Here is a 13,373-nt window from a genome sequence, read left to right as displayed (position 1 = left end):
AACCGCCTTATCCGAGTTGTTAACATGATCGAATTACACAGCCCTCAATATCGTAAAGTCACTTTTGCCCTCGCCTTCGGGTCGTTCCTGGTATTTTGTAATTTGTATCTGTTCCAACCGATGTTGCCTTATATGGCCAAACACTTTGCGGTCTCGGAAACTCAGATTAACTGGGTATTTGCCGCCGCAACACTCGCGCTTTCCGTCAGCCTGGTGCCATGGGCGATCAGCTCCGAAGCGATTGGGCGTCGCCGTGTGATGTTACTCGGCCTGTTCGCCATGCCACTGATTGGCGCGCTGATGCTGATCAGCAGCGAATTCTGGGTGCTGGTACTGGCTCGGGCCCTGATGGGTGTGGCGCTGGCAGCATTTGCTTCCGTCGCGGTTGCTTACATGGTGGAAGAGCTGTCACCACAGGCGTTTAGCAAAGCGATTGGCGGTTATATCGCCGCCAACTCCCTGGGCGGCATCAGTGGCCGTATCGTGGGCGGACTGCTCACCGATGCCATGGGTTGGCAGCAAGCCGTAATGGCTATGTCAGCTTTTACCCTGGTCGGTGCCGTCATCGTACTCTTCTGTCTGCCGGTACAAGCACACTTTAAACCCCAGCGCGGTATGTTCTTTCATCACAACCGTGCACTGGTCAAACACCTGTCCAATCGCACAATCTGGCTGGCGATGTTGATTGGCGGCACCAACTTCGCTTTGTTTGTTAACCTCTATTCGGTGATGGGTTTTCGCCTAGTCGCTGAACCTTACAACATGCCGATCGGGTTAGCTTCGCTGATCTTCCTCTGCTACCTGGCCGGTACTCTTAGTTCGAAACTGACTGCCAACTGGAGCAGACGTTATGCGCCGATTCCGGGCATGGTGCTCGGGGCCTTGTTGAGTATGTCAGGGATGCTGATTGCGATGATTGAATCTATTCCCTTTATGATGCTCGGTCTGATGCTGATCAGTTTCGGCGCGTTTCTTTACCCACACACTGGCGTACGCCTGGGTCAGCCAGAAAGCGACCGAAGCCAAAGCCACCGCGACAGCTCTGTACCTGGTGCACTATTACGTCGGCGGGAGTTTAGGTGGCTTCTTCCTGCTCTATTGTTGGCAGCATGGTGGCTGGGATATGGTAACCAGCGGCGGCATGGCACTGTATGCGATTCTGTTTACTCTGTGCTGGCGCCTTGGCCTGCGCCAAAAGCGCGTCGCAAACAATACGACGGCCACCGTTTTAAACTCTTCGCACTAACAGGGTAACTTGTGTGAATCGCCGGATCAGGTTCAGAGGTCCGGCGTGCGCAGCCGTATCCAAATACCAAACACGCTATCCAAATCCCAAACACACTATCCAAATAACAAACTATGTTATTCTTGGCGCCAATTTTATTCGCAACACTATTTCTACCGATAAAGGCGACAAAATAACATGAGCTCAACTATCAACAATCAGGCCATTGCTGCCAGCGTTAACCAATGGTTAGACAACGTAGTCATTGGCCTGAACCTGTGCCCTTTTGCCGCAAAGCCCCAACGCAATAAGCAGATCAAAATCCAGGTCAGCAACGCGACCCGTGAAGAAGATCTGCTGCAGGATATCCTGGATCAATTGCTGGAACTCGACAGCAAGCAGCCCGACGAACTGGAAACCACCCTGGTCGTGGTGCCGGACATGCTGCATGATTTCACCGATTACAACTTCTTCATCGACTGGGTTGAAGCACTGATCCGCCAGGAAAACTGGGAAGGTGTCTACCAGGTCGCCACTTTTCATCCGGATTACTGCTTTGCCGGCAGCGAACCGGAAGATGCCGAAAACCTGACCAACCGTGCTCCCTACCCGATCTTTCACCTGATCCGCGAAGAGAGTATGGAAAAGGTTCTCAAGCACTATCCAAACCCGGAAGATATCCCCGACATCAATATCGAACGAGTCTCCAACCTGACTGAAGCCGAACGCAAGGCGCTGTTTCCTTATCTGTTTGGTTAATTCCGTTATCTGTTCGGTTAATTCCGCTATCTGTTCGGTTAATTCCGCTATCTGTTCGGTTAATTCCGTTATCCGATGAGATAACCGGCGATATTCGTAGCGGTTAAATGATGCTATACCCAAACAACTTGCAGTGGCAGCCAGGCGGCAAATGAGTGAATTCCCTTGAGCATAGAAGCACGATGTGACTGGGGTGAACAAGTGCAGCCAACACCGCTGCAGCTTCAAGTAGAAAGGGGATATTTCTTGCTGTTACAGCAGGACAAAAACCAAATCTTAATGGGATTTAGCCGTTGAAAATGCTACTCTTACGCCATCATTCTTAGTGAGAGAATAAAATGAGCAAATTAACGACAGATATTCAAGCTAACCTTGAGCTGTTCATCAAAGAGTCCAAAGAAAACAACCTGGTTTGGGGTCTGCGCAATGAAGAAGGCTGGTTGTCTTGCGAGTCGACAGAATTTGAAGAAAGCGAAGTCATGCCTTTTTGGTCTTCAAAAGAAGATGCAGAACTGCATAACGTTGAAGAGTGGGCCGATTTCGAAGTGCTGGAAATCCCGCTTGATATCTTCGTTGAAGACTGGCTGATCACGCTAGACGAAGACGGTGTACTGGTTGGCATCAACTGGAAACGCGACACTGGAAGGCAAAGAGCTTGAGCCAGTAGAGCTTGCCAAGCTGTATCTGTAATTGCTTTTGATTAAGGCGCCCGATGTGGCGCCTTAATTATTTTTGCCATTCCCTGCCTTTACACCCTGTATCGGCCGACAAATCTCCAATCAGTCGACATCCTTTATCGTGCCAATAGATGCGGGTCGCAACCTCTGTTACCATTAGTGTTTTGATTTTGACTAACCGGACTGACAGCATGCATTTATCTAAGCTGACGCAAGAGATTTTTGATCACCTTTACCGCGATATCACTGAGTTTCGCAGCACTTTTGACCTGCCGGTTGCTGCACCAGGCAGCCTGGACGATAAAGCAGATACGCTGCACACATCTCTGGCGATTGAAGAGCTGACCGAGCTTGCTGAAGCCGACAACAAAACTGAACAGGCTGATGCGATTGTCGACAGCGTGTATGTCCTGATGGGACGCCTGGTGCACCTGGGCGACGCCAAAGTCAGTGACAACCTGGCGGTAAGCTATCTGATTGACCTGTTGCTCAACGTTGCCGTTAACCGTGGTATCGACTTCGTTCCGTGCTGGGATGAAGTACATAGCTCGAACATGAGTAAAGTGTGCCGAAACGAGCAGGAATACGCGGAAACTGAAGCTTTCTACGCTGAACAAGGTATCAAGTTGATGGCAGTGCAAAAAGGCGACTACATTATCGCGAAATGTGCTGAGGACTTCGTTGCTGAGGGCAAAACCATTCGTCAGGGCAAAGTATTGAAATCCGTGTATTACCGTCCAGCCGATCTGGCCAAGCTGACTCAGTAATCTGAGTCCGACTTAGCCGCCTGAGTCAATGGGCCGGCGAACATGGCAAAGAGCCAGAGCGATGCAAATCACTCTGGCTTTTTAGTCTTATTTTTCGCAGCTCACGTCACGCTGTAGCACTACCTTCTGGTCTGCCAAATATTCCTGTTGCAGATTTTGTTGTTGCTGACGCTTAATCTCATCCCATGAGCCACCCGCTTCGAGCGTCGCCATACGCTGTTGGTATTTGTCACAGGCCCGTTGAATCACAGGTTTCAGGCCAGACACTATGTGATTGGGGTGAACGAATGCAGCCAACACCGCTGCAGCTTCAAGTAAGAAGGGTATAAATAGGTTTCAGGCCCGGTGTACCAGGGATTATTTTCATCAAACCCGGCTTTGCGTCTGGCGATATCCAATAATCGTTCAAAATCCTGCATGTCATATCCTTCACAATGGGTGAATCTCAGGAAAAGCTCAACGCTGTGCAGGCTCAATATGACGAACTTTGGTCGCAAATGCTCTCAATTCCTGCTCCGAATACGGCGTATGCACCCGTTCGCTTGATGGCGGCCGTTGGGTGAGACTGACTCCGGCACGCCATTCATTGTGCGGACGAATCGGACGAGCTACAAAGCCACCGCCGCAATTAGGGCATACGTTATCAAGTATCTGTTCAACACACGAGGCGCAGAAGGTACATTCAAAGCTGCAAATCATGGCCTGAGTCGAATCAGGTGCCAGATCGGTATCGCAACACTCACAGTTTGGTTTTATTTGTAGCATGGTTGAGTTCCCTCTCAAATGATGATTTTCCCACATAGCTAACTTAGCTTATTCAATTAATAAACAGCAATACGCAGAGAAAAAATACATCCTTTTAACTCACACAAAACAGATTTAATTTTCAGAAATATCAGCACTATTATTCGTTAAGTGTGCAGTTGTGCGAGCGATTCCCTTTAAGCGCAATATTATCGCCAAATAACAAAAATTCGATAAACGGCTGACAAAAATTGCGCTATGGTGGGTAGATTGAAATATATCTAACGCCTTCACTTTCATCATATTAATTTCTGCAATTAACTGATTGGTGCAAATTATGAATTTATTTCCGCTTGACGCACAGCAGCAGCCACTAGCCACAATAAAGCAGGGGCAATTGGCCGGGACCACGACAGAGAATATCACTACTTTTAAAGGAATCCCTTATGCCGCGCCCCCGGTTGGCGACTTACGCTGGAAAGCTCCGCAGCCAGCTGCCGCGTGGCAGGGTACACGTCAGGCGGTAAATTTTGAGTCCGCCTGTATGCAGCCGGGAAATCCCTTCACCGATGTTCCGGGTCAGACCCGCAGTGAGGACTGCCTGTACCTCAATGTCTGGTCACCGGCTACTCACCAAGATGACGCTCTGCCCGTGTTGGTATGGATACATGGTGGTGGATTCTCCTTTGGCTCGACCGCGCAAGCGATGTTTGACGGCACAGAGCTGGCTAAAAAAGGCGTGGTGTTTGTCAGTATGGCCTATCGCCTCGGGCCATTTGGATTTTTCGCTCATCCTGAACTGTCAGCAGAGACCGAACATAACGGCTCCGGTAATTATGGCCTGCTGGATCAGATTGCCGCGCTGCAATGGGTACAAGACAATATTCGTCAGTTTGGCGGTAACCCGGATAATGTCACCATCATGGGCGAATCGGCTGGTGCCATATCAGTCAGCCTGCTGGTGGCTTCTCCGCTGACCCGGGGACTTTTCCACAAGGCAATCGCGGAAAGTGGCGCCTCCTTTGGCAATATCTGCTCAAACGGTAATGACGGCCAGTCAATAAAACCGCTGGCTGATGCCGAATCTCTCGGCTCCGAATTCAGCCAATTGGTTGGCGCCAAATCGATTGAAGATCTGCGTGCCCTTCCCGCTCAGACTGTATTGGAGCGAATGCCAAAACTGAGTGCTTTTGTTATGCAGTCGTCCTGGCCGATATGTGATGATTACGTGATTGCCGGTGACCCGGTGACGCGCTATCAAAGTGCTCAACATAATGATACGCCGGTGCTTATCGGTTCGAACGCCGCTGAAGGCTCATTATTCTTTTATCAGGAAAGCCTGGACAACTATATCGATCTGGTGAAACGCAGTTTCGGTGAACATGCCGAGAATATCCTGACCGCCTTCCCGGCCGAAAACGACCAGCAGGCGCTGATATCGCGCCAGAACCTGTTCCGCGATCTGGTATTTGCGTGGCACAGCTGGACCTGGGCCAAACTACAAACGCAACACGGTCAAGGTCCGGTTTATAGTTACTACTTTAACCATACCCCGCCTTCGTTTCCTAATATGCCAAGTTTAGGGCCGACTCACGCCGCGGAAATGCCTTACGTATTTAACTTACTGCTACCACCGCTGGCATGGCGCGACAACGACAAACAGTTGGCTGAACAGATGTCTTCTTACTGGATCAATTTCGCTAAGAAACGGCGATCCTAACGGGGAAGGTCTCCCCGCCTGGCCACAATGGGACAATCAGACACAGCAGGTGATGCATTTCAATACGCACCCCAGCATCGGTAGTGTGGCAAACCTCGAACAGTTGCAGGCAATCGATGATTTCTTTAGTGATGCGCGCAAGTAACATTTAGCGAGTTTGACAGACTATACAAAGAGCGGCTCCGAAAGAGCCGCTCTATCCTTTAGAATACTCCACGTCAAACCGGCTAACTCTGACGCGGCAGTACCGTCAGTACCCGCACCACAAACGCATGCAGTTCGTGCATGTATTTTTGCAGGAACTCCTCTGTTCGCTCGTTGGTAATTGCGTGATTATCATCAATCATACCATCATGGTACTGGATATAAGCTTCCATCGTATTCATCAGCGGCGAATTACAAAAACACAGCACACTGCGCAACTGGCTCTGTGCGATGGCAGTACCAATCGCGCCAGGTGAAGTACCGATGACCGCTGAAGGCTTACTTGAGAATGAGTTCTGACCCCAGGGGCGGCTGGCCCAGTCAATCGCGTTTTTCAGGCAACCGGGAATCGAGCGGTTGAATTCAGGGGTCACAAATAACAAGCCATCACATTCAGCGATAGACTGTTTCAGCGCCCGCGCAACCGGCGGAAAATCATCATCGTAATCCTGGCTGTAAAGCGGTAAATCCTTAATGGGTATTTCGACTAACTGCATGTCAGGCGGTGCAAGTTTAGCCAAGGCCAGGGCGAGCTTTCTATTTATCGACGTCGAAGATAAACTGCCGACAAAGTAACCTATTTTATAGTTAGCCATAACAACTCCTCATCAGAATAGCGGCATCCACTATCGGTAGATTTTATCGCTGCCACCAAACCAGCACGCAGCAACGACTCGATTTAATCGTATTGAGTCTAGTTGAGATAACGTCCTCTCTCCATGAGCAGGACTGAACGATTGAATTGGTCGAATACGGATTGGTCTGACGGTCAGCGATGGTCAGGAGTTCAGAAATAATGACGTCATGTACGGTCAGCAAAGCCTTGGAGAACAAAAAACCAACAAAGAAACCAGAAAGTCGTCGGAAGACAGATAAAAAAAGGCCACCTTGGGAGCAAGGTGGCTAAGGAGACTATAAAAAGCCTAACAAGAACGAGAATGTATCGATCTTATTAATGCCATAACCGTGCCAACTTTTAAAATCAACATAACTCATTGTTTTAAAATAAAATAATTAATTGTATTATTTTTAGCGTTCTGACTCTAAAGGAGTAGCTGACCCAGAGTTGTGCTCAGTGCACCAAATTAGTCGAAGATCAGGTAAGGTTTGCCTTCAAGCTCGACCCGCTTGATTGAGGTTTCAAATACTTGGGCCAGATTTTCGGCACTCAGTACCTCATCTGCGCGGCCAAAGCGATGAACAACGCCCTGATTCAGCAGTAGCACTTTATCGGCATGACGCAGTGAACGGTTAAGATCATGATTGGCCATAACCACCGTAATCCCCTGCTCTGCCATTTGCTCAATCAGAGCATACAGTAAACCTTCCTGAGCAATATCGAGCGGGGCTGCCGGCTCATCAAGAATCATCAGCTTGGCGTAGGGGTTAAGTGCCGGCCAGACTTGTAAACAACTGCCGGCTAAACGCACCCGCTGCCATTCCCCTCCGGACAGATGGTGAATGGAACGATGCAACTTATCCGCAATTTTCAGCATGGCAGTGATGGTTTTAATTGCCTGATTAACCTCTTCTTCCATCCCTGTCGCACTGGCTGGTAATGACAATGCCAGATACTGGAACACGTCCAAGTTAAATGCCGGCTTTTCACTTTGTGACAGATAAGCACGATGCAAGGCTAAATCGGACAGACTGGCACCCCGAACATCGACTTCCCCCACCCGGATGTCGCCATCACTGTCGAGTACCCCGGCCAGAGCCGCCAGCAGGGTACTTTTGCCGCTGCCGTTCGGCCCCACAACGTGGAGCACTTCGCCCGCCTGGCAATCAAACGAGAGAGGTAATAAACGTGAGTCTACATTGAGGCTTTTAATCTGAATCATAGCGTCGCAATTCCGGACAGTTCAAATAACAGGAGCTAGTGATGATTTTTAATCAACATCCAGATAAAGATAGGTGCACCGAGTGACGTGGTCACTACGCCGAGCGGCAGTTCAGCTGAGTTGAGTGCCAGCCGTGCGATGGTATCGGCAAACACCAACAGTAAAGCGCCACTTATCGCCGAAAGCGGTAACAACATACGGTTTTCAGTACCCAGCGCCAGACGCAGCAGATGCGGTACCACCAGACCCACAAAGCCAATCACTCCGCCCAGGGCGACCGCCGCACCAACCAAAACAGAGACCGCCAGGATCAATTGCCAGCGTAAACGTGCGACATCAACACCTAACTGCTTGGCATGGGTTTCACCCAGCATCAGTTTGTCGAGTGTTTTACCCTGCAGCATCAGCCAGATGATGACCGGCACCGCGACCAGAGACAAAGTATGCTGATACCAGCTTGCCCCGCCGATACTGCCCATCAGCCAGTACATCAACTGACGTAAACTGAGATCATCGCTAAAGTAAAACGCCCAAGTTACCACCGCACCGGATAAGATACCCAGCGCCACCCCGACTAACAGTAACCGGGTTGTGGTGAGACGCATCGCTTTCGCTATTGAGACCAGCAGCAGAGTAAACAGCAAAGAGCCAATCACAGCCGATATCATGAAAAGCTCCGGGCTGGCAGACTCAGGAAAGAAGAACAGCACCACAACCATAGCGACGCTGGCCCCGCCGGAAATGCCAATCACGCCGGGCTCGGCCAATACATTCCCGAGCAGCACCTGCAAAGTCGCACCGGAAACGGCCAGCGCAGCCCCGATGACAATAGCGGCGAACAGACGCGGCAGACGCAAATCCAGCAATAGTTTCTGCTCCAGCGGGCTCATGGGTTCGAATGGTGAGATAAACAGTTCTCCGACCATCACATAGGACAGACTGGCCACCAGCAGCAGGAGCAGCATGACCACCGCGGCGCGCTGCCAACGGCGCTGTTTATGTTGTATAAGCTGACTAAAATCCATGAAACTCGGACGATAAATAAGAATGGCCTAACATTAACGTTAAGCCACTCAAATAGAAAGAACTAACTTTGCTTGCAACCGACGCAGCGCCGCATTAAGCACCAGGCTGATTACGCTTTAATCGTATACCAGTTGATCGTCTTCGTACCGTACATCCACTTTACACACCATCAATGCGGCGCGTTGACCAATCGCGACCCGGCGGTTGGGGAACACAATGGCTTCCCCTTCATTTTTTGCCATTAAAGGCTTATCACCATCATGACCAAACACTTCACCATGGACGAACGAAGTAAAATTCTCGACTGAATCATCGAAACGGAAATCGAAATCGTCATGCAGACGCACAATGGTACGGCTGACCCGATACATGACCGCTTTTTTCGGTAAATGCTCGGAAGGTTCGCGTGAAATCAGGTCACGAGTTGCCAAATCAAAAGCAACCAGACGTTTTAAATCGTTATCACCGATCCGGGCCACTTGGCCCAGTTCCAGCGTCAGCGCCTGAGCACCAAATGTCTCAGCGCTATACCAGCTGAACGTCGCCGAAGGGGCATTGGACAGCATCACCGCTTCAACATGCGCACTTTCAACAAAATCCATCAGGGCACGGCTGCGCACTGCATGGCGTGCGCGAGGGCTGACCGCAAACGAATAGTGTTTGGAACCACGGATCGCACAATGCAGATCAAGGTGCCAGCGCTGCTCCATCGGCGTATCGGCAAAAAACTCATGCAGTAAAATTTTAAGCTGATCAGCAATCACCAGCTCAGTGCTGGTTTCTCGCGGCTTGTCATCGAAAAGGCGGTTCAGGTTCTCTTCAATAAAACGGGTGTGCTGATTGGTGGCTTGCGGATGCGCGATAATCAGCAACAGACGCTCGTTGACCGGCTGGAAACCGATCATGATATCTTCAACCAGTTTATCAATCAGTTCCATCGGCGCGGTTTCATCGCCATGGATACCGGTAGAAATCACAATGTGTCGGGTTTCGTGGTCAAGCCGGGCCGGTATCACTTCGAGAATACCGCGCTCATGGAGCTTAAGTGTCACCCCGCCGCCAGTTTGCATTTCTGCTGCACTGACCGCCTGGTCGAGATCTAAACTGTCAAAAAGAAAAGATTGGCGAAATAGAGACTTCGTCATGCGCTACTCCTTTATTGCACAGCGGTATGTTAAAGAATTGTGCAGCCAAATTATGTTGGTACGATCCCACTTATGGAGACCTGTTGGCCGGGTTCAGTCAAAAACAGCGACTCTTTAAATGCCCACACCGAATCATCAGATAAAAACAACGGGGTGACGAATTGCTGGTTAGCGCGAATTCTATCACTAACTGCTTCAGATACTCTATATTGAATTAGTTCAATACGTTATCTTTTCATTCGCTGCAAATTGCTCACCACTAATCGGCGGGGGCAGAGAGTTCACTGCCAATACACTTTACGGTAACCACTGGTGGCTGAGCAGGATAGATATCCAGCCGGGTCAGGGTTTGATTACCAATCGCCAGTGAAGCGAACCAGGCCGGGTTACGCCAGTCCACCTTAAGAATATGCGCCAGTAACAACCGGATCGTTCCGCCATGGGCGATAATCAGGCTGTTGTCCTGCAAAGAGGGCAACCAACGCTGCCAGGCTGATGTGACTCTCTGATAGCAAGCCTGTAATGTTTCGGCCTGTAGCAGAGGGTTATCGGCAGGTGAACGCCAGAATGCTTCCAGCTCCGCCCAGTGAGGCGCAAGAGCATCAAAGCTGCGCCCATCGTACAAACCAAAGTCCATTTCCTGAAAGTCAGCTTCCAGGCTGACGGGCAACTGCGGAGATTGCTGCTGCAACAACAGCGCTAAATCAGCGCAGCGGCTAAGCGGTGAGCTGATCACCTGTTGAAAGTGGTACGCTTGCAACTGACTGGCCAGCTGGCGCTGACGCTCTGGTGCCACCAAAACATCAGTCCGGCCGTTTAACGCCGCCGGCCCTTGCGTTTTGGCATGCCGTAACAGATACACCCGAATCATGAGGAACTCTTCAGTGTCAGTGGCAGGCCTGCCGCGACCAACACAACGGAGTCTGCGACCGCGGCAATCGCCTGGTTCATCCAGCCTGCGTGGTCGACAAACAAACGGGAAACCTCGCCCATAGGCACCACACCCATGCCCACCTCATTAGAAACTAACAGCACCGAGGCTTGCGTTTCGCGCCAGAGACTGAGCCAGTTGTTCCACCTGTTGACTGATCTGCCCGGCATTCATCGTCTGGCCATCATTGTAGATGACGTTATTAAGCCACAGTGTCAGACAATCAACCAGCACCACATCGCCGGCTTGCATCTCAGCCAGAGTCTGAGCCAGTTGCGTCGGCGCTTCATGTTCTTGCCAGTCACCACCACGCTGCAGCCGGTGATGGGCAATGCGTTCACGCATCTCGTCATCAAACGCAATCGCGGTCGCCACGTAATGCAAGCGCCCGCCCGGAGTACGAGCCAGATACTGCCTGGCCTGACGCTCGGCATAGCTGGATTTACCGCTGCGGGCACCGCCCAGAATCAGATGAATGCTCATACAACCCCTACCCAAATACTCATAGCACTCCTCCAAGAATGGTCATACCGTTGTGCTGTAACGCAATCACAAGGATGTAGAGTGCTAATTCAGTGATCTGCTGAACCCCGCCTAAACAGTCACCGGTAAAACCGCCTAAGCGCTTCATCAACCAGTGCTTCATTGCGTAACGCAGACCTAAACAGATGAGCACAGCCCACAACCAGACAACGCCAGTGAATGCCAATAACGGCAAGATACCACACAGGCACAACACCACCAGTTCCAGGCGGCTCTGTCGGTTAGCTAAAGGTTTGGATTTACTGCTGTCGGGGTCGGAGACATAAGGCATGTCATAAATCAGCGTCGCAGCGACAGCGCGGCTTAAGGTGTAGCCAAGCAACAGCACCGGAAGCAGCGAGATTTGCCCGGCCAGCGTAGTCAGCAACACATACTTGCCAAGCAACGCCATAATGAGAGCTGATGCGCCGTAAGTCCCGATGCGACTGTCTTTCATAATAGTCAGGCGCCGCTCCAGCGTCATGCCACCACCGATACCATCAGCCATATCGGTCAGCCCATCTTCATGAAATGCGCCGGTCAGCAGTAAGCTGACTGCCATGGTCAGTAATATCGCGACATTAGCAGGCAGAAACTGGCTCAGTAATCCATATACAGCGGCACAAATTGCCCCAAGCAGCAAACCGACCAGAGCGAAATAGCGCCCGGCCTGATTCATTCGTTCACTACTGTAAGGTAAATTTCGGGGTACTGGCAGACGGGAAAAGAAGCTCACTGCCAGCAAAAACAGCTGGCATTGATAAGTCATGCCGCGCAGCATTACACGGTTACTCCTGCCTCAGCAAAGCTGGCCATTGAGTTGTAAAACTCAGCTGCAGCGCGCAGCAGAGGAACCGCCAGCACAGCGCCTGTGCCCTCGCCCAGACGCAGGTCGAGGTCAAGCAAAGGTTGCGCTTGCAGAAGTTCAAGTACCGCTTTGTGGCCCGACTCATGGGAAACGATGGGCAAACAGCAGATAATCGCGGCATTCAGGTTGCAGCAGAGTCGCAATATAAGCGGCAACAGTGACAATAAAGCCATCAACCAGAACCGGTGTACGTTGTTCACAAGCCCCCAGAAAAGCGCCCACCATCTGTACTATCTCAAAGCCGCCCACTTGTGCCAGCACGGATTTAGGATCCGCACTCTCACAACGGCTGACGCCCTGGGCAACCAACTGACACTTTTTCTGGTACTGCTGCTCGGAAATACCGGTGCCTAAACCCACACACTGTTCAACCGGTAAAGCGCTCAATGCAGCCAGTAATGCCGCTGCGCTGCTGGTATTCGCGATACCCATCTCACCAAACATCACCAGGTTAGATCCGGATTCAATGACCTGTCGGGTAATCCGACGGCCAAACTCCAGCCCTTTCTCAACTTGATCTGCCGTCATTGCAGGCTGCTGCGCGAAGTTAGCGGTACGCTCACCCAGACGCTGCTGCACGAAGTCCTGATGGTCCGATTCCACTGGCAATAAAATGCCACAATCAATCACCTTAATGGCAACCTGGTTAGCACGACAGAAACAGTTAACGGCCGCTCCGCCAGCCAGAAAGTTCAGCACCATCTGTTGAGTGACGGCACTCGGCGCAATGCTGACTCCTTCATCAGCAATACCGTGGTCACCGGCAAACACCAGCACTGTCGGTTGGTGAATCTCAATCTGAGTTGTCGCTGCACTGCGTCCCTGACTCTGAATCAATGCCAGTTGCGCGGCAACAGTTTCTAATTGGCCAAGCGCGCCAAGCGGCTTAGTTTTTTGATCAATTCGCTGCGCAATCGCATCGCGAAAAGAGAGATCTAACATGT

The 13,373-nt window shown here is 50.9% G+C and carries 11 protein-coding genes and 4 pseudogenes; 5 read left to right on the top strand and 10 right to left on the bottom strand.

Features of this window, described 5'->3' with window-relative positions:
* The first annotated feature begins 24 nt into the window (after positions 1 to 24).
* The 4 genes and pseudogenes from ABDK09_14135 (at position 25) to ABDK09_14120 (ending at position 3,428) form a co-directional block, all read left to right on the top strand.
* A pseudogene (locus ABDK09_14135) lies at positions 25 to 1,246 on the top strand (MFS transporter).
* A 177-nt stretch (positions 1,247 to 1,423) separates the two neighbouring features.
* Positions 1,424 to 1,984, top strand: coding sequence for a DUF1415 domain-containing protein (locus tag ABDK09_14130; GenBank protein ID XAW90518.1), 561 nt, complete (start codon positions 1,424 to 1,426; stop codon positions 1,982 to 1,984).
* A gap of 338 nt (positions 1,985 to 2,322) precedes the next feature.
* Positions 2,323 to 2,674 (top strand): annotated as a pseudogene (locus ABDK09_14125) (DUF2750 domain-containing protein).
* A gap of 178 nt (positions 2,675 to 2,852) precedes the next feature.
* Positions 2,853 to 3,428, top strand: coding sequence for a nucleoside triphosphate pyrophosphohydrolase family protein (locus tag ABDK09_14120; GenBank protein XAW90517.1), 576 nt, complete (start codon positions 2,853 to 2,855; stop codon positions 3,426 to 3,428).
* Between the two features lie 87 nt (positions 3,429 to 3,515).
* Here the strand turns inward: ABDK09_14120 and ABDK09_14115 are convergent, their stop codons facing one another.
* Complete coding sequence (locus tag ABDK09_14115) at positions 3,516 to 3,728, bottom strand: hypothetical protein (GenBank protein XAW90516.1); 213 nt, start codon at positions 3,726 to 3,728, stop codon at positions 3,516 to 3,518.
* Positions 3,729 to 3,884: 156 nt separating this feature from the next.
* Positions 3,885 to 4,193, bottom strand: a complete 309-nt coding sequence (locus ABDK09_14110; GenBank protein ID XAW90515.1) for a DUF1272 domain-containing protein — start codon at positions 4,191 to 4,193, stop codon at positions 3,885 to 3,887.
* Positions 4,194 to 4,509: 316 nt separating this feature from the next.
* Between ABDK09_14110 and ABDK09_14105 the strand changes: the two genes are divergently transcribed.
* Positions 4,510 to 5,892: a carboxylesterase family protein gene (locus ABDK09_14105; protein ID XAW90514.1), complete on the top strand. Its 1,383-nt coding sequence runs from the start codon at positions 4,510 to 4,512 to the stop codon at positions 5,890 to 5,892.
* 227 nt (positions 5,893 to 6,119) lie between these two features.
* Here the strand turns inward: ABDK09_14105 and ABDK09_14100 are convergent, their stop codons facing one another.
* From ABDK09_14100 to cobT, 8 genes and pseudogenes are all read right to left on the bottom strand, one after another.
* The gene (locus tag ABDK09_14100) at positions 6,120 to 6,692 is read right to left on the bottom strand and encodes an NADPH-dependent FMN reductase (GenBank protein ID XAW90513.1); all 573 of its coding nucleotides are present in this window, start codon (positions 6,690 to 6,692) and stop codon (positions 6,120 to 6,122) included.
* A 489-nt stretch (positions 6,693 to 7,181) separates the two neighbouring features.
* Entirely contained in the window at positions 7,182 to 7,937 is a 756-nt protein-coding gene (gene btuD, locus ABDK09_14095) for a vitamin B12 ABC transporter ATP-binding protein BtuD (protein ID XAW90512.1), read from the bottom strand.
* A gap of 35 nt (positions 7,938 to 7,972) precedes the next feature.
* On the bottom strand, positions 7,973 to 8,962 hold the full coding sequence (btuC, locus tag ABDK09_14090; protein ID XAW90511.1) for a vitamin B12 ABC transporter permease BtuC: 990 nt from the start codon (positions 8,960 to 8,962) through the stop codon (positions 7,973 to 7,975).
* Between the two features lie 117 nt (positions 8,963 to 9,079).
* Positions 9,080 to 10,108 (bottom strand): succinylglutamate desuccinylase, encoded by a 1,029-nt coding sequence (locus tag ABDK09_14085; GenBank protein ID XAW90510.1) that lies wholly within the window; start codon positions 10,106 to 10,108, stop codon positions 9,080 to 9,082.
* Positions 10,109 to 10,367: 259 nt separating this feature from the next.
* Positions 10,368 to 10,979 (bottom strand): histidine phosphatase family protein, encoded by a 612-nt coding sequence (locus ABDK09_14080; protein XAW90509.1) that lies wholly within the window; start codon positions 10,977 to 10,979, stop codon positions 10,368 to 10,370.
* A pseudogene (cobU, locus tag ABDK09_14075) lies at positions 10,976 to 11,522 on the bottom strand (bifunctional adenosylcobinamide kinase/adenosylcobinamide-phosphate guanylyltransferase). The gene ABDK09_14080 and the pseudogene cobU overlap by 4 nt, the downstream one beginning before the upstream one ends.
* 19 nt (positions 11,523 to 11,541) lie before the next feature.
* On the bottom strand, positions 11,542 to 12,339 hold the full coding sequence (locus ABDK09_14070; protein XAW90744.1) for an adenosylcobinamide-GDP ribazoletransferase: 798 nt from the start codon (positions 12,337 to 12,339) through the stop codon (positions 11,542 to 11,544).
* A gap of 2 nt (positions 12,340 to 12,341) precedes the next feature.
* Positions 12,342 to 13,371: pseudogene (gene cobT, locus ABDK09_14065) on the bottom strand (nicotinate-nucleotide--dimethylbenzimidazole phosphoribosyltransferase).
* Positions 13,372 to 13,373: the final 2 nt, after the last annotated feature.

Source organism: Vibrio sp. CDRSL-10 TSBA (genome assembly GCA_039696685.1).
Taxonomy (GTDB): domain Bacteria; phylum Pseudomonadota; class Gammaproteobacteria; order Enterobacterales; family Vibrionaceae; genus Vibrio.
This window is presented reverse-complemented; position numbering and strand designations above follow the sequence as displayed.